Source organism: Clostridioides sp. ES-S-0048-02, assembly GCF_020658495.1.
Lineage (GTDB): Bacteria > Bacillota > Clostridia > Peptostreptococcales > Peptostreptococcaceae > Clostridioides.
Map to the genome: position 1 here is coordinate 87,310 of NZ_JACVWH010000008.1, position 16,867 is coordinate 104,176.

Below are 16,867 nucleotides of genomic sequence, written 5' to 3' on the forward strand. Positions count from 1 at the left end.
TTTTGAGGCATCCTTTATTTGATTTTAATATATATAAACACTTAAAATTAATCTACTGTTATTTCATATCCATGTTGATTGTATTGACTTACAATTTCTTCCCAAAGTTCTTCAACACCAGTCTTTTTTAGCGAAGAAACAGGAATTACTTTTTCACTACTCTCCATTTGCAATTTCTTTCTTATAATACTTATATGCTTTTGATATTGTCCTCTAGATATTTTGTCTGCCTTAGTTGCAATAACTACACAGTTATATCCAAAATGTTTTATCCATTCGTACATAAGTTTATCGTCTGCTGTAGGTTCATGTCTAATATCTACAAGTAGGAATATAGAACATAATTCTTGTCTACTTTCTAGATATAGTTCCATTATACCTCCCCATTTTTCTTTTTCAGATTTGGCTATTTTAGCATACCCATATCCTGGAAGGTCTACAAAATAAAATTCGTTATTTATAAGATAAAAATTTATAGTTCTAGTTTTTCCTGGTGTTTGACTAGTTCTAGCAAAGTTTCTTCTATTAAGTAATGTATTTATTATTGATGATTTTCCAACATTTGACCTACCAGCCAGAGCTATCTCTGGGATACCTTCTGCTGGATACTGTGATTTATTCACAGCACTCATAGTTATCTCTGAACTTCTAATTTTCATTTTTTTCACCACTCTTTAATAAAGCTTGTTCTAATACTTCATCCATATGCTCTACAAGTACAAACTCCATCTTTTCTTTTACATTTTTTGGTATCTCATCTAAATCAGCTTCACACTCTTTAGGAATTAGAACTTTTGTTATGCCAGCTCTATGAGCTGCTAATAGTTTTTCCTTAACTCCTCCTACAGCTAACACTCTACCTCTTAAAGTTATTTCTCCTGTCATAGCTATATTACCTGGTACAGGTCTCTTAGTAAGTGCTGAAATCACTGCAAGTGCCATAGTTATACCAGCTGATGGTCCATCTTTTGGAACAGCACCTTCTGGGATGTGTATATGAATATCATTAGTTTTATAAAAATCAGGGTCTATATCAAACTTGTCCACTATTGATCTTATATAAGAAATACCTGTCTTAGCAGATTCTTTCATAACATCTCCTAGTTTTCCAGTTAATACAATTTCACCCTTTCCTTTAAGCACATTTACCTCTACTTCAAGGGTAACTCCACCAACTGCTGTCCATGCAAGTCCATTTACAAGCCCTATTTGAGGATTAAGCTCTGCAAGTTGGTATTTAAACATATCTTTTCCAAGATATTTTTCTAAGTCAGACTTATTTACAACAATTTCTTCAAGTGTTGGGTCCTCAACATATTTTTTGGCAATTTTTCTACAAACTTTACCAATAGTTCTTTCTAATGTTCTTACTCCAGCTTCTCTTGTATAATGATTTATTATGCTTCTTAAAGTTTCATCATCCATTTTTACAAAATTCTCTTTTAAAGCATGCTCTTTAATTTGTTTTGGAAGTAAGTATTGTTTTGCTATATTTAACTTTTCTTCTTCTATATATCCAGATACTTCTATTACTTCCATTCTATCCAATAATGGTCTTGGAATATTGCTTAAACTGTTTGCTGTTGTAACAAATAGTATCTTTGATAAATCAAAAGGTATTTCTAAATAGTGGTCCACAAAATCCTTATTTTGCTCTGGGTCCAATACTTCCAGCATAGCTGAAGCTGGGTCACCTTTATAATCTGCTGCCATTTTATCTATCTCATCAAATAAAAACACAGGATTTTTAGTCTGAGCTTCTTTGACTCCATTAATTATTCTTCCTGGAATAGAACCTACATAAGTCCTTCTGTGTCCTCTTATTTCGGCTTCATCTCTAACGCCACCTAAAGATATTCTTACAAATTTTCTATTTAATGCTCTTGCTATTGATTTGACTATAGATGTTTTCCCTGTCCCTGGAGGTCCAACTAGACATATTATAGGACCTTTAAGTGATTTAGCAAGAGTTCTTATGGCTAAATACTCTAATATTCTTTCTTTAACCTTCTCCAGCCCGTAATGGTCCTCATCTAGTATAGCTTGTGCTTTAACTATATCTAGTTTATCCTTTGTTTCTTTATTCCATGGTAATGAGAATATAGTATCCAAATAATTTCTACTTACAGATACATCTGGAGACATTGAAGATATCTTTGAAAATTTATCAATTTCTTTTTCTATTTTCTCTTTAGTAGTTTTAGGTGCTTTTATTTTTTTAAGCTTTTCTCTATACTCATCTGCTTCAGAATTTATGTCTTCTTCCTCACCTAATTCCTTTTGTATAGCTTTTAATTGCTCTCTAAGATAGTATTCTTTTTGAACTTTATTCATTTGTTTTTTAACTCTTAAAGTTATCTTTTTTTCTATTTTTAATATATCTATCTCTTCTAGTAATATAGAATATATAAGTTCAAGTCTTTTCTTAATATCAAATTCTTCTAATATTTCTTGTTTCTGACTTGATTTTAGATAAATATTTGCAGCTATTGTATCTATAAATCTATCTACATCTTCTATATCAGCTAAAGATATCAATATTTCTGGTGATACTCTATTTCCAATATTTATATACTCTTCAAAAGCATCAAATACATTTCTTACAAATGCTTCAATTTCAACTTCTGTTTCACTATCTAAATTATCACTATCAAAAACAATTTCTTCTATTACTGCTCTAAAGTATCCTTCTTCTTGCTCTATTTTTTTAACTCTACCTCTTGATACACCCTCAACCAAAACACGAACTGTATCTCCTGGTAATTTTATCATTTGTTTAACTTTACAAATTGTTCCTACATGATAAAAATCCTCTTCACCTGGTTCATCAACATCTGCTTCTTTTTGAGATGTTAAAAATATAAGTTCTTCATCCATCATAGCTTGGTCTAAAGCTTTAAGAGATATTTCTCTTCCTATATCAAAATTTAATATCATATATGGAAATATTGCTAATCCCCTCAAAGGGATTAATGGTAATTCATGATCTATTTTAGTATAATTTTGTTCCATCAACATTACTCCTTTTCTAGTTTAATTATTTTGCATTTTATATTATATATTTGCACATGTTAATTTTCAACATTAACAATAACTTCTTGGCATATTATATTATTATTTTATTATGATATAATATTAATGTTAGTATACTTAGATGTTATTTATCATTTGGAGGTTTCTATTATGTTGAAATTGTTTTTAACCTTTTTAAAAATTGGTGCGTTTACATTTGGTGGTGGATACGCTATGGTTCCTCTTATACAAGATGAACTTGTAAACAAACAAAAACTTTTAGAGCAGGAAGAATTTATCGATTATCTATCCATAGCTCAAAGTTATCCTGGAGTACTAGCAATTAATATATCTGTATTATTAGGATATAAGCTTTATGGTATACCAGGAGTTCTTATATGTACCCTAGGCTCTGCTCTACCGTCATTTTGTATAGTTTTAGTATTGTCATATTTATACTTTAAAAATTCCTCATCTAAAATTCTAGATGGATTTTTTAAAGGAGTTGCGCCTGTAGTAATAGCTCTTATATTGTATTCTTTTACAAGCATGTTTAAGAAACTGCCAAAGTCTAAAACTAACATACTACTATTAATTATAGCAGTTTTATCTGTTGGTGTATTCAATATAAGTCCTATTTATTTAATAATTGGAGGAGGTGTATATAGTCTATGTCAGAAATAACACTACTCTTCTTAATATTCCTTAAAATAGGAGCCTTTAGTTTTGGTGGTGGTTATGCTATGCTACCATTTATTCAACAAGAATTTATATCTAAATACCACCTTATAACTAATCAAGAGTTCTTAGATTTACTTGCTATATCACAATCTACGCCAGGTCCTGTAGCAATAAATAGTGCTACATTTGTTGGATTTAAGACTGCTGGTTTTTTTGGTTCTTTATCTGCAACTATCGGTGTTACAGTATTTGCATTAGTAGGTTTAACCATTATATCAAAGTTATTTGCTAAGTTCAAAAATAATAAAAAGGTAGAGAATTTATTAATGGTACTTAGACCAATTACTCTAGGTTTCATACTGTCAGCCGCTTTTTCATCTGCAAAAGAAGTTAATTGGGACTTATATGGAATAATCGCATTTGCAGCATCATTCTATCTTCTATATAAGGGAAAAATTGGCTCTATTGCAATTGTATTCGTCTTTGGTATTATAGGTATTCTACTCACATTTTTATCATAATAATACCTAATTTCATATTAGCATAAAAAAAGGAGCCTTTTAAAGCTCCTTTTCATCATCTTATGCACTTTCCTCTTGATCCTTAAGTACTATGATAGGATTTACTGAGTCTTCGTTCACAGATTTCTCTGTTACTATAACCTTCTTTATATTATCTCTAGATGGTACTTCAAACATAGTTTCCATCATTACACTTTCAACTATACTTCTAAGTCCTCTAGCTCCTGTATTTCTTTCTATAGCCTTTTTAGCTATTGCACGAAGAGCATCATCTTCAAATTCTAGTTCAACATCATCTAACTCTAATAATTTCTTATATTGTTTTACTAGAGCATTTTTAGGTTGTTGTAGTATTTGCATTAGTGCATCTTCATCCAGCAATTCTAAAGTAGCTAAAACTGGTATTCTTCCTATAAATTCAGGTATTATACCATACTTTAATAAATCCTCTGGAAGTACTTTTTCATATAACTTCCCTAAATCTAATTCTTTTTTACTTTCTATCTTAGCTCCAAATCCTAGTGTCTTATCTCCACCACGTTTTTGGATTATCTTTTCTAGCCCATCAAAAGCTCCACCTAATATAAATAATACATTTGTAGTATCTATCTTTAAAAATTCTTGATGAGGATGTTTTCTTCCTCCTTGTGGTGGGACATTTGCAACAGTACCTTCTAATATTTTTAAAAGAGCTTGTTGAACACCCTCTCCACTAACATCTCTAGTTATAGATGGATTTTCAGATTTTCTTGCAATCTTATCTATCTCATCTATATATATTATACCTCTTTCAGCTTTTTCTATATCAAAATCAGCAGCTTGAATAAGTTTTAAAAGTATATTTTCAACATCTTCTCCAACATATCCAGCCTCAGTTAGTGATGTAGCATCTGCCATTGCAAAAGGTACATTTAAAGTTCTAGCTAAAGTCTGTGCTAATAATGTCTTACCAGAACCTGTAGGCCCTAATAAAAGTATATTACTCTTTTGGATTTCTATATCCTTGCTACTAGACTTTTTACTATATATTCTCTTGTAATGATTGTAAACTGCAACTGATAAAGCTTTTTTAGCTTTTTCTTGACCTATTACATAATCATTTAAGATATTCATCATTTCTTTTGGTTTTGGTAAAGATGTAGTATCTTCATCTATAGTATCTTCTATTTCTTCTTGAATAATTTCGTCACAAAGTTCAACACACTCATCACAAATGTATACATTTGGACCTGCAATTAATCTTCTTACTTGATCTTGATTTTTACCGCAGAATGAACACTTTAATTGTCGTTTCTCTTCGTATTTAGACATATTAACACCTCTCTCTATCTACGGTCTCTTTGTAAATACTTCATCTATTAAGCCATATTCCTTAGCTTCTGATGCACTCATGAAGTTATCACGTTCAGTATCCATTTTGATTTTCTCTAATGGCTGACCAGTTCTTTCAGATAATATTTCATTTAAAGTTTCTTTTATTTTTAAAATTCTCTTTGCGTGAATTTCTATATCTGTTGCTTGACCTTGAGCTCCACCTAATGGTTGATGTATCATTATCTCACTATTTGGTAGTGCTAGTCTTTTTCCTTTTGCTCCTGCTGCCAACAAGAATGCTCCCATAGAAGCAGCCATACCTATACATATAGTACTTACATCTGGTTTGATGTATTGCATAGTATCATATATAGCCATTCCAGAAGTTATACTTCCTCCTGGAGAATTTATATATAAATGTATATCTTTGTCTGGGTCTTCAGCTTCTAAGAATAATAGCTGTGCTACTATAAGCCCTGCTGTGGCATCATTAACTTGATCTCCTAAGAAGATTATTCTGTCCTTTAATAGTCTAGAGAAGATGTCATAAGATCTTTCTCCTCTTCCTGTTTGTTCAACAACTACAGGTACTAATGCCATGGTTTCATACCCCCTTTATTCTATATAATTTACAGTAGCTTTTTTAAGCTACTGTAAATTATTTTACGCATTTAACTAAATTATATTTGCATAACATTATATACTAAACATTCTATAACGTCAACTGTATTAGTTATAGCGGTTATTTTATTAAGCTATTGTTGCACTTTCAACTAATAAGTCTATTGTCTTTCTTATTTTTATTTGTCCTTTTATATCTTCCTTATCAGCATCTCTTAAAGTAGTTTCTATTTTTTCTACTTCCATATTGTAAGCAGAAGCCATTTTTTCTAATTCAGCTTTAAATTCTTCTTCTGTTGCTTCAATTCCTTCAGCTTTAGTTATTGCTTCCAATACTAGAGAAGATTTAACTAATTTTTTAGCATCTTCTTTTCTTTCTTCTCTTAATTCTTCCATAGTTCTACCAGTCATCTCTAGTAATTGTTGTAATCCAAATCCTTGATATTGTAATTGGTAGTTAAGTTCGTTTAACATATTATCTATTTGATGTTCTACCATAACTTCTGGTATTTCTATTTCTGTATTTTCAGCAACTTTTTCTACTACTGAATTTCTAATTTCTGCATCTGCTTTATTTTTAGCTTCTTCTTCTAATTTAGCTCTTACATCTGCTTTTAATTCATCTAAAGTATCAAATTCACTAGTATCTTTAGCAAATTCATCATCTAATACAGATAATTCTTTTACTTTTACATCATTTACTTTTACATTAAATACAACTGGCTTTCCAGCTAAATTTTCTGAGTGGTATTCTTCTGGGAAAGTAACATTAACTTCAACTTCTTCACCAGCTTTTTTACCTACTAATTGCTCTTCAAATCCTGGTATAAATGTGTTTGAACCTATAACTAAGTTATAATTTTCACCTTTACCACCATCAAAAGCTACACCATTGTCAAAACCTTCAAAGTCTATTATAGCTGTATCTCCATCTTCTAAAGCTTTGTCTTCAACACTTACTAATCTAGCATTTTTTTCAACCATTTCTTGTAATTTAGCTTCAACATTTTCATCACTTACAGTATTCTCAACCTTAGCTACTTCTATACCCTTATAGTTTCCTAATTCAAACTCTGGTTTAACTTCAACATTAAGAACCATAACTAATCCATTGTCTTTGCTTATTTCTTCTATATCTAAATCTGGATTGTCTATTGGATCTATATCTAATTCCTTGATAGCTTCTGGATAAACTTCTGGGAATAACACTTCTATAGCATCATTATAGAAGATACCTTTTCCATATTGAGTTTCTATAACAATTCTTGGAGCTTTACCTTTTCTGAATCCAGGTATATTATATTTGCTTTTGCTTTTATTATAAGCCTTATTTACTGCTGCTTCAAATTTATTGTTATCTACTGTTATTTTTAAAGTAACTTTATTACCCTCTTTTTTAATTAGTTCTGCTTTCATCCTTCTAATCCTCCTAGTGATATTTATGTAATACCCGATAATGGTATCATAATTCATTCTATTTATAATTCAACCACTTAATTATATCACATAAGTTTTTTTATTTACAAGTGTTCCATTAATATCGTTGTACTTATTTGATAAAATTTAATTTTTTGAGTGTTTTTTGCTATTTTTTTAGATAAATACACCTTTATATGCGTATTTCCTCTATATTTATATCATCTTCTTCTATCTCCATAATTACAAAACTCTTATACGATACTCCTCTTGGAAGTGAAGTACTTCCAGGATTTATGTAAAGCACACCATTTTTAATTTCTCTAAATGGAGTATGAGTATGACCGAATATAACTATGTCAGCATTAACTTCAGTAGCTTTATTTTCTAACATTTGTGTTCCATATTTTACACCATACTTATCACCATGGCATAAAAATATAGTCTTATTTGCTACTTCAAAGACAAGTTCTTCTTCTATAGCATCAAAATCACAATTTCCTTTAACTGCAATAATTCCCACTTTAGTCATATTATGAAGATATCTTGAGTCTGTAAAGTTGTCTCCTGCATGAATTATTAAGTCACATTCTTCTAAATATGGTATTGTCTTTTCCATATTTTTAATCATCATATGTGTATCACTTATTATGCCTATTCTCATTACTTCACTACCCTTTTCATAAACTCTTGTTTCATAATCTTTAGTCCATTTGCTCTGTGGCTGATTGAATTTTTTATAACACTAGGTATTTCACCAAAAGTTTTATTATATCCCTTTACTATAAACAAGCTATCATATCCAAAGCCATTTTTGCCCTTTTCTTCAAAGCCTATCATTCCTTCACAAATTCCTCTTACTACAAATTCTTTTCCATCTGGAAAAACTACTGCTATTGCAGAGACAAATCTTGCATTTCTTTTACTCATTGGCACATTTTGCATGGCTTTTAATAGCTTTTCTCTATTTTCTTCATCTGTAGCATGCTCTCCTGCATATCTAGCTGAATAAACACCTGGTTTTTTGCCTAATGCATCTACCTCTAAACCAGAATCATCTGCTATAGCTATAAGTTTAGTTTTTCTAGCTATTGTTCTAGCTTTTATCAATGCATTATGCTCAAATGTTTTTCCATCCTCTATTATTTCTATACCTGCTAAATCAACATCTTTTAGAGAATATACAGTATATTCAAAGTCCTTTAAGATTGCACCTATTTCTTCTAACTTATGAGCATTATTAGTAGCAATAACAACTTCATTGCCATAATCCATACCTAATATCTCATCTGCTATTTCACCTAAAACATCCCTTTGATGCCTTATTAGTTCTTTATTCCCTTTTTCTCCTAACTCTAACAATAAATTTAAATCTTTTCTTGAAAAAGGTTTCTCTTCACCAGTCCCCTGTACTTCTACAAACTCACACTTATCAGTCATTATTATATTCATATCTACTTGTGCTTTAGAATCTTCTTCGTAACATAAATCTAGCATATGAGTTTCATTTACTATTCCGACACTAATTGCAGATACAAAATTTGTTATTGGCATTTCTTTTAATGTTTTTGCTTTATATAATTTATAGATTGCTTCTGCAACTGCTACAAACGCCCCAGTTATAGATGCAGTTCTAGTTCCACCATCAGCTTGAATCACATCACAATCTACCCAAATAGTTCTTTCTCCTAATTTATTTAAGTCTATAACAGACCTTATCGCTCTTCCTATTAACCTTTGTATCTCTTGAGTTCTTCCGTCGATTTTTCCTCTAGATGCGTCCCTTATTTTTCTCTGTTGAGTTGCCCTTGGTAACATTGAATATTCAGCATTTATCCACCCAGTACCACTATTTCTCAAAAAAGGAGGTACTTTTTCTTCCACTGATGCAGTACATATAACCTTTGTCTCTCCCATTTCTATAAGAACAGAACCTTCTGCGTACTTTGTATAATTTCTAGTAATCTTTACAGGTCTTATCTGTTCATTAGTTCTATCATAACTTCTGGTCATTTTTTATATCCTTTCCTAATCCTTATATATTTTATAAATTTATTTTTATAAGTTTTAATTTTATTAATCTCATATAATGTCATTTTTCATAATTCGATAGCTTACTGAACTATTCTATCATTAATTATAGTAGTTTTCTACTAAATTAAGTGACTTTTTAGCCCTCTAATATAGCTTTTACTTCATCTTTCGATAATAAAGTTAATAATTCTAAAAATCTCTCTTCATCTATAACTTTAATTCCTAAATCATTTGCTTTTGTAAGTTTAGAGCCAGCTTCTTCTCCAGCTAAAACAAAAGTTGTCGATTTACTTACACTAGATGTAGCTTTTCCACCTCTTTTTTCTATCATATCTTTTGCATCATTTCTTTTTAATGTAGGAAGTGTACCAGTCAATACTATTTTCATTCCTTCAAATATTCTTTCTACTGTTTCACCTGTATTTTCTAATGATTTTGTATTTACTCCTACACTTTTTAGTTTTTCTATGACATTTATATTTTTATCTTCCTTAAAAAACTCAACAACACTATTTGCCATTATACTGCCAAATTCCTCTAAATCTTCTAATTGCTCAATTGTTGTAGAAATCACATCATCTAAATCTTTAAATTTTGAAGCAAGTATCTTAGCTGCCTTAACGCCTATAAATTTAATTCCTAAACCATTTATAAGTCTCCATAAATCATTTTCTTTTGACTTTTCTATTGAATTTATTAAATTATCAGCAGATTTTTCACCCATTCTTTCTAAATCAACTACATCTTCCTGTTTTATATAATATAAATCAGACACATCTTGAATTATTTTTTCATTTAGCAACAATGTAATTATAGATTCTCCTAAACCATCTATATTCATCGCGTCTCTTGATACAAAATGTATAATTCCCCTTCTTATTTGAGCTGGACAAGACATATTTATACACTTTACAGCAGCTTCTCCTTCTACTCTTACTGTTGGTTCTGAACAAACAGGGCATTTTTCTGGCATTTTAAAATCTACTTCCTCCCCAGTACGAGCTTCTTTTATAACTTCTAAAACTTGAGGTATTATATCTCCTGCTTTTTGAACCAATACTGTATCATTTATTTTTATGTCCTTCTCTTTTATATAGTCTTCATTATGAAGTGTTGCTCTACTTACAGTAGTACCAGCAAGTCTAACTGGTTCAAGTACTGCTGATGGTGTTATTGTACCAGTTCTTCCAACTTCTACTATTATATCTACTATTTTAGTTTTTTTCTTTTCTGCTGGAAATTTATATGCAATTGCCCATCTTGGGCTCTTTGCCGTATATCCCATCTCTTCCCTTTGTTTTATATTATTTACTTTTATTACCATTCCATCTATCTCGTATTCTAAATTACCTCTATTTTCTGTCCAATGTTCAATATGTTCGATAACTTCATCTATATTTTTACAAACTTTATAATTTTGACTTACTGAAAAGCCTAGCTTTTCTAAATATTCTAAGGATTCGCTGTGACTTTTTAAGTCATAATCTTCTATATTTTCCATATTGAATACAAATATATCTAGTGGTCTCTTTGCAGTTAATTTTGAGTCTAATTGTCTTAATGAACCTGCTGCAAGATTTCTTGGATTAGCAAATAGTGGTTGTTCCTGTTCTTCTTGTTGTTCATTCACTTTTCTAAAGTTATCTTTTGATATATAGACTTCTCCTCTAACTATTAACTCTTTTTTTTCATCTATTTTAAGAGGTATGCTTTTGACCGTCATTAAATTTTGAGAAATATCTTCTCCCACAATCCCATCACCTCTAGTTGCTCCTTTTTCAAACGCTCCATTATCATAGGTAAGACCTACTGAAAGCCCATCTATTTTAAATTCAACAACGTATTCAACATTGTCTCCCACATAATCTTGAACTCTCTTATCAAAATCTCTCAAATCTTGTTCTGAAAAAGCATTTGATAAACTTAGCATAGGAGTTTTATGTACAATTTGATTAAATTTATCTAATGGCTTACCTCCTACTCTATTTGTTGGAGAATCAACTCTCTTTAGTTCTGGATTTTGTTCTTCCAAAGATATTAGTTCTTTCATTAGCTTGTCATATTCGTAGTCCGATATTTCTGGGCTATCTTGGTTATAATACCTTTCATTATGATAGTTTATTTGTTCTATAAGTTTATTAATTTCATTTTTAACGCTCACTCTTAGCACCTCTTCATATTTTTTAAATTGAATCATTTTAAAATTTCCCTATAATTAATTATTTCCTATTTATATATTTTTTAGTATATCACTTTTTTGACTTTAAATTTATTACAAAAAAAACTCTTATAGTATCTCTAACAATACCAATAAGAGTTTTTTATTTTCATTAGAATTTTTATATATTTAATAACCTTTTGATATATCTACAACATTATCTACAGGTTTATTTTCTATTATATAATGTTTTAAATTATTATAGACCATATTAAATGTTCTCTCTTTATTTTTATCAGACACCCAAGAGTTATGAGGAGTTACTATAACATTTTCAAGCTCCCATAGTTTATTATCTTTACTTAAAGGCTCACTTTCAAATACATCTAACGCTACACCTCTAAACTTCTCTACACAATCTTCTAAATCTTTCTGATTAATGGTGTTTCCTCTACCTACATTAATAAATACAGAACCTTCTTTCATAAGATTAAACATATCTTTATTTACTATTCCGTCTGTACTCTTTGTAGAAGGCATTGCTACGACTATTATGTCACATTCCTTAAATACAACATCCATACCTTCAGTAGAAAAACACTTGTCGAAGTATTTTTTATTACTTCCATCAGTATTGACTCCCCATATTTCTACACCAAAGGCCTTTAACCTTTTAGCTGCTTCTGATGATATAGTTCCTGTTCCAAGAAATCCAACCCTTTGACCATATAATTCTGATACAGAAAAATCCATTTTCCATTCTTTATTTTTCTGTTGTTTAAAAAATTTTGCACTATTTTTATAAATTTCTAAAATATACATAACAATGCTTTCACCAATAGGTATACTATACCCGCCTCTATTGTTAGCTATTTTGATATCTCTTTTTAACACATCTTCTTTTGGTATTTGGTCTATACCTACACTTGTTGTTTGTATATATTTTAAATTTTCCATTTTGGAAATATCTAGTCTGTCAAAAGGATTATATGTAACTAGCACATCTGCAGTGTTTACATCTTCATTATTTTCTATACTATCTTCAGAATAATGTATAACATCATATCCTAATTCATTTATTTTTTTAAATTTTTCTTCTCCATAATTTATTGTAAATAATACTTTCATTTTACTTTCCTCCATCCACTTATATTAAGATTTTTATATCTTACAGTATAATATGATACTTAACACATATTAGTTAAATTTATTAGAAGATGGTTCTAAAAACTAATTTACTTATGCTCAATTGTTTTTCCTGAAGACATAGCATTGCGTTCTTGAACTAAATTTTCTATTAAATTATTTAATGTCCAATCAATAGATGTCTCTGTTACCATTGCTGTAAAAGGTCTATTTATTCTTACTTTTTTCAATCCTTCTAAAAATGCATTTACTTGTGTGCTGGAAATATTATTAAATATTACAGACTTACTTTTAATTCCATTATCACATTCACTTGATATATTCCCATCCAAAATATCTCTTACTATGTTTTCACCATTTTTATCACTTAAAATGATATGGTCTCTTATTCCAGCAAAATTACTAACATTTTTAATTAATGATAATTCTTTTTGATTAAAATTTACAAACATAATACATTTCCTGCTGTGTATTTTATCTAGATTATTATTATTTATTTTTTCAAATGACATTTTATCCATCCTTTCATTTATCTATATATTTTAATTTACCCTATCTATTTAAAATAATCAATTTTTACAGATAATTTTTATATTAATACCCCAAATTACATACAACTAATTCATCTATCCAAAACTAATATATAAATTTAGAATAATTAGATTAATATTTACAAATTATAATCTAAAGGAGAGATATCATACCATGAAGACACTACTAAACAAAAATTTTAGCATTAAAAACTTTTCATCTGCTTGGATTATAGTACTTGGTTGCATGTTGATACAAGCTATACCATTTAGTATTGTAGCAAGTATACAGCCTCAGTTTATAAGTTATGTTGTAGAAGGAGAAGGTTTTAGATTAGCATCTTTTTCTCTAATATTTACTTTTGGTACTATTGCTTCAGCAATTGCTTCACCATTTATAGGTAAATTATTTTCCAAGGTCAATGTTAAGATATTATATTTATTAGGCTGTATAATTTCTAGCATTGGTTTTGCTACATTTTCTATATGTACTGAACTATGGCAATTTTATACAGTATCATGCATCGTACAAATTGGAGCTACAATTATATCTGCGATAGGAATACCAATTTTAATAAGTGCTTGGTTTGATGAAAAAAGTAAAGGAAAAGCTATGGGCTTTGCTTTTGCTGGTGGCTCTATTGGTAGTATATTTCTACAACAACTTGTAGTTCGTTCATTAGCATCTCAAGGATATAGCCGTTCTTATCTAACATTTGGAATTGTAGCACTAATAGTTGGTATACCTGTGACATTATTTATGCTTAAAATGCCTAAAGATACTAATGAGAAAATAAACTCTAAAATAAAAAATGATGAAACATCTAATAAAATATCCCCTTCAGTATGGGGTTATACGTTAAAAGAGGCTAAAAAGAATAAATATTTTTGGATTATGACAATTGGATTTGCTTTTGTAGGTATATATGTTTCATCATTATCTGTACAATATCCGACCTACCTTAGAAATTATATAAATCCAATTTTAATAGGAACAGTAGGTTCCACTTTTGCATTATTTGCTCTTATTGGTAATTTATTTGGAGGATTATTGTTTGATAAATTTGGTCAAATAAAACCACTGATTATATCTTTTATATTTGTACTTATAGCTACTTTATCATTACTATTTGTCGATAAATCTTCTAATCTTGCATTTGTATTTGCTATTTTAAAGGGTCTTTCTGTATTTGCTTATATGATAGGACCTGCTTATTTAACTGGTGCTTTTTTTGGTCAAAAGGAGTTTGGCAGTATTTTTGGAATTGTTCAGTTAATTTTTGCAATTGGATTTGCACTTGGTTCAACATTATTTGGATTACTCGTTGATAATTTTGGCTATAAATTCTCTTGGTCTATTATAATTTTATCAGTTATAGTCGCCTATGCTTTACTTATCACAGCTTCTATGGGAATGACAAAGCTAAATAAGAAAAGGTTAGATAAATTGGCACAATAATTAATTCTTAATCCCTATAAAAATTATACAAAAAAGATGGAGACTCTAATAACAACTAGAACTCCATCTTTTTATTAATTATATTATAATATAGCTAACTTTCTTTTATTTTTAACAGTATTATCTATATCCTCATCTTTAACTATAGTAAATGCTTTTGTTGGACATACATTTACACATGCTGGTCCTTCTGGTGAATCTATGCAAAAATCACATTTGTTTGCTGTCATTCTTTCTCTAAAGCAAAGCTTTCCTTTGTCTATATCTTTTAGTGTAACTATATCTATTGCTCCTATAGGACATGCCAGCATACAAGTCTTACATCCTATACAATTTTCTTCATTTATTTTTATTGTATTACCCACCCTAACTATACCACCATTTGGACAGGCCTTTGCACAAGGAGCATCCTCACAATGTCTACATTGTATTGGAGCACTAACTTCCTTTGTTTTTATGACAGAAAGTTTTGGATTAAAGTTTATCTCGTCTGGACTTTTGTAAAAAATATCTTCATCTGAATGTGCAACCACACATCCTATCATACAAGTTCTACATCCTATGCACTTATCAGGGTCTGCTATAACAAAATAATTCATTACTTAGCCACTTCCTTTCCTATACAGTATGTAGTGTGTAATAAATGATGAGATTTTTCTCCTAATGGCTCCACTAGATATTCATCATATAATTTTTTAATGTCAGAATTTTCATGAGATTTTCTAATTGCCAAGTGTTCATCATGCACATATGTTGCTTTTGTTCTATTTTCATAGGCTAATTCTTTATACTCTTCTAGTAAAACTTTTGGCTGACCTCCACCACTTACACATCCAACAGGACAAGTCATAACCTCTATAAAATCTATATCCAACTTTCCTTTTTCTAAATCTTCAAGTACTGGTATTACATTTTGCAGTCCACTTACTACACCAACTCTTAAGTCTAAATCTCCTACCTTAATAGTTGATTTTCTAAAACCACTTTCTCCTCGTACTTGTTTTACTTCTACATTAGGTATGCTTTCTCCAGTTATAAGCTCATAACCTGTTCTTATAGCTGCTTCCATAACTCCACCAGTAACACCAAATATAGTTCCAGCTCCACTGTAACTACCTAAAGGGCTGTCAAACTTTTCTTCTCTTAAATTTTTAAAATCAATTCCCATGTCTTTTATTAGGTAAGCTAGTTCTCTAGTAGTTAACACTACATCTACATCTCTATATCCACTAGAATCCATCTCTTCTCTATCACATTCATACTTTTTACATGTACATGGCATTATAGAAACACTAAATATTTTAGATGCATCCACATTATTTATTTCTGCGCCATATGTCTTAAATATTGCGCCACCCATCTGTTGAGGTGATTTACAAGAAGATAAGTGATTAGTTAACTTAGGATAATTTTTTTCCATAAATTTAACCCAAGCTGGACAACAAGATGTAAACATTGGAAGAGTTCCACCTTCTGTAACCCTCTTAATTAACTCACTACCTTCTTCCATTATAGTTAAATCAGCTGCGAAATTAGTATCATAAACTCTATCAAATTTTAATGCTCTAAGCGCTGCTGCCATTTTTCCAGCACCTAAATATCCTAGATAGTATCCAAAATCCTCTCCCAAAGCTACTCTAACTGCTGGTGCACATTGAACCATAGTAAATACATCTGGGTCACTTAAAGCTTTTTTTACCCTATCTACATCGCATACATTATGTGCTGCGAATATAGGTTCATTTATTGATTCTGGTATTTTTCGTTCTTGTTTTTTATCTTTCAAAAACTCAAATCCTTCATCTATAACTGAAGCATACGATTTACAAGTTTGAACACATTGACCACACATAACACATCTATCTAGGTTTATCTCTTGTGGTTTTCCTTCTTCCCCCTCAATAGCATTTACTGGACATACCTTTGAACATTCTCTGCATCCAGTACATAAATCTTTATCTATATTTATTATCAT

At 30.0% G+C, this 16,867-nt stretch carries 15 protein-coding genes; 3 read left to right on the forward strand and 12 right to left on the reverse strand.

Translation table 11 applies throughout. From position 1 onward, the window contains the following. Window positions 1-47: 47 nt before the first annotated feature. Together yihA and lon are read right to left on the reverse strand one after the other, a co-directional pair. Window positions 48-659, reverse strand: a complete 612-nt coding sequence (gene yihA / locus IC173_RS12180) for a ribosome biogenesis GTP-binding protein YihA/YsxC (protein WP_227855648.1) — start codon at window positions 657-659, stop codon at window positions 48-50. Next, window positions 649-3,012 carry an endopeptidase La gene (lon, locus tag IC173_RS12185; RefSeq protein ID WP_227855649.1) on the reverse strand — a complete coding sequence of 788 codons (2,364 nt, stop codon included), beginning with the start codon at window positions 3,010-3,012 and terminating at the stop codon, window positions 649-651. The genes yihA and lon overlap by 11 nt, the downstream gene beginning before the upstream one ends. A 171-nt stretch (window positions 3,013-3,183) precedes the next feature. On the opposite strand from lon, the gene IC173_RS12190 reads away from it, so the two are divergent. Beyond that, a complete protein-coding gene (locus IC173_RS12190; RefSeq protein ID WP_227435756.1) occupies window positions 3,184-3,696 on the forward strand; it encodes a chromate transporter in 513 nt (170 codons plus the stop codon). Continuing rightward, the gene (locus IC173_RS12195) at window positions 3,684-4,214 is read left to right on the forward strand and encodes a chromate transporter (RefSeq protein ID WP_227435754.1); all 531 of its coding nucleotides are present in this window, start codon (window positions 3,684-3,686) and stop codon (window positions 4,212-4,214) included. The genes IC173_RS12190 and IC173_RS12195 overlap by 13 nt, the downstream gene beginning before the upstream one ends. A 60-nt stretch (window positions 4,215-4,274) precedes the next feature. On the opposite strand, the gene clpX is transcribed toward IC173_RS12195, so the two are convergent. From clpX to IC173_RS12235, 8 genes are all read right to left on the reverse strand, one after another. After that, window positions 4,275-5,525, reverse strand: coding sequence for an ATP-dependent Clp protease ATP-binding subunit ClpX (gene clpX / locus IC173_RS12200; RefSeq protein ID WP_227435752.1), 1,251 nt, complete (start codon window positions 5,523-5,525; stop codon window positions 4,275-4,277). Between the two features lie 18 nt (window positions 5,526-5,543). After that, entirely contained in the window at window positions 5,544-6,128 is a 585-nt protein-coding gene (gene clpP / locus IC173_RS12205) for an ATP-dependent Clp endopeptidase proteolytic subunit ClpP (protein ID WP_227435751.1), read from the reverse strand. A 150-nt stretch (window positions 6,129-6,278) separates the two neighbouring features. Further along, window positions 6,279-7,565 (reverse strand): trigger factor, encoded by a 1,287-nt coding sequence (gene tig, locus IC173_RS12210; RefSeq protein WP_227855650.1) that lies wholly within the window; start codon window positions 7,563-7,565, stop codon window positions 6,279-6,281. Window positions 7,566-7,758: 193 nt separating this feature from the next. Then, the gene (locus IC173_RS12215; RefSeq protein WP_227435747.1) at window positions 7,759-8,229 is read right to left on the reverse strand and encodes a metallophosphoesterase family protein; all 471 of its coding nucleotides are present in this window, start codon (window positions 8,227-8,229) and stop codon (window positions 7,759-7,761) included. After that, window positions 8,229-9,578 (reverse strand): ribonuclease PH, encoded by a 1,350-nt coding sequence (rph, locus tag IC173_RS12220; RefSeq protein ID WP_227435745.1) that lies wholly within the window; start codon window positions 9,576-9,578, stop codon window positions 8,229-8,231. The genes IC173_RS12215 and rph overlap by 1 nt, the downstream gene beginning before the upstream one ends. A gap of 157 nt (window positions 9,579-9,735) precedes the next feature. Beyond that, window positions 9,736-11,760, reverse strand: a complete 2,025-nt coding sequence (gene ligA, locus IC173_RS12225; protein ID WP_227855651.1) for an NAD-dependent DNA ligase LigA — start codon at window positions 11,758-11,760, stop codon at window positions 9,736-9,738. Window positions 11,761-11,946: 186 nt separating this feature from the next. After that, window positions 11,947-12,885, reverse strand: coding sequence for a phosphoglycerate dehydrogenase (locus IC173_RS12230; protein ID WP_227855652.1), 939 nt, complete (start codon window positions 12,883-12,885; stop codon window positions 11,947-11,949). A 107-nt stretch (window positions 12,886-12,992) separates the two neighbouring features. Continuing rightward, complete coding sequence (locus IC173_RS12235) at window positions 12,993-13,415, reverse strand: DUF3783 domain-containing protein (protein ID WP_227481839.1); 423 nt, start codon at window positions 13,413-13,415, stop codon at window positions 12,993-12,995. Window positions 13,416-13,608: 193 nt separating this feature from the next. On the opposite strand from IC173_RS12235, the gene IC173_RS12240 reads away from it, so the two are divergent. After that, window positions 13,609-14,892 (forward strand): conjugated bile salt MFS transporter, encoded by a 1,284-nt coding sequence (locus tag IC173_RS12240; RefSeq protein ID WP_227855653.1) that lies wholly within the window; start codon window positions 13,609-13,611, stop codon window positions 14,890-14,892. 83 nt (window positions 14,893-14,975) lie between these two features. Here the strand turns inward: IC173_RS12240 and IC173_RS12245 are convergent, their stop codons facing one another. Beyond that, window positions 14,976-15,491 carry a 4Fe-4S dicluster domain-containing protein gene (locus IC173_RS12245; protein WP_227435736.1) on the reverse strand — a complete coding sequence of 172 codons (516 nt, stop codon included), beginning with the start codon at window positions 15,489-15,491 and terminating at the stop codon, window positions 14,976-14,978. Beyond that, a complete protein-coding gene (locus IC173_RS12250; RefSeq protein WP_227855654.1) occupies window positions 15,491-16,867 on the reverse strand; it encodes a [FeFe] hydrogenase, group A in 1,377 nt (458 codons plus the stop codon). Before IC173_RS12250 ends, IC173_RS12245 begins: the two co-directional genes overlap by 1 nt.

Bases quoted from the DNA above. Each gene is read 5' to 3' on its own strand.
- tig (WP_227855650.1), bottom strand. From the start codon at position 7,565: ATGAAAGCAGAACTAATTAAAAAAGAGGGTAATAAAGTTACTTTAAAA.
- clpP (WP_227435751.1), bottom strand. From the start codon at position 6,128: ATGGCATTAGTACCTGTAGTTGTTGAACAAACAGGAAGAGGAGAAAGA.
- IC173_RS12250 (WP_227855654.1), bottom strand. From the start codon at position 16,867: ATGATAATAAATATAGATAAAGATTTATGTACTGGATGCAGAGAATGT.
- IC173_RS12230 (WP_227855652.1), bottom strand. From the start codon at position 12,885: ATGAAAGTATTATTTACAATAAATTATGGAGAAGAAAAATTTAAAAAA.
- clpX (WP_227435752.1), bottom strand. From the start codon at position 5,525: ATGTCTAAATACGAAGAGAAACGACAATTAAAGTGTTCATTCTGCGGT.
- IC173_RS12215 (WP_227435747.1), bottom strand. From the start codon at position 8,229: ATGAGAATAGGCATAATAAGTGATACACATATGATGATTAAAAATATG.
- IC173_RS12190 (WP_227435756.1), top strand. From the start codon at position 3,184: ATGTTGAAATTGTTTTTAACCTTTTTAAAAATTGGTGCGTTTACATTT.
- IC173_RS12235 (WP_227481839.1), bottom strand. From the start codon at position 13,415: ATGTCATTTGAAAAAATAAATAATAATAATCTAGATAAAATACACAGC.
- IC173_RS12195 (WP_227435754.1), top strand. From the start codon at position 3,684: ATGTCAGAAATAACACTACTCTTCTTAATATTCCTTAAAATAGGAGCC.
- lon (WP_227855649.1), bottom strand. From the start codon at position 3,012: ATGGAACAAAATTATACTAAAATAGATCATGAATTACCATTAATCCCT.
- rph (WP_227435745.1), bottom strand. From the start codon at position 9,578: ATGACCAGAAGTTATGATAGAACTAATGAACAGATAAGACCTGTAAAG.
- IC173_RS12240 (WP_227855653.1), top strand. From the start codon at position 13,609: ATGAAGACACTACTAAACAAAAATTTTAGCATTAAAAACTTTTCATCT.
- IC173_RS12245 (WP_227435736.1), bottom strand. From the start codon at position 15,491: ATGAATTATTTTGTTATAGCAGACCCTGATAAGTGCATAGGATGTAGA.
- yihA (WP_227855648.1), bottom strand. From the start codon at position 659: ATGAAAATTAGAAGTTCAGAGATAACTATGAGTGCTGTGAATAAATCA.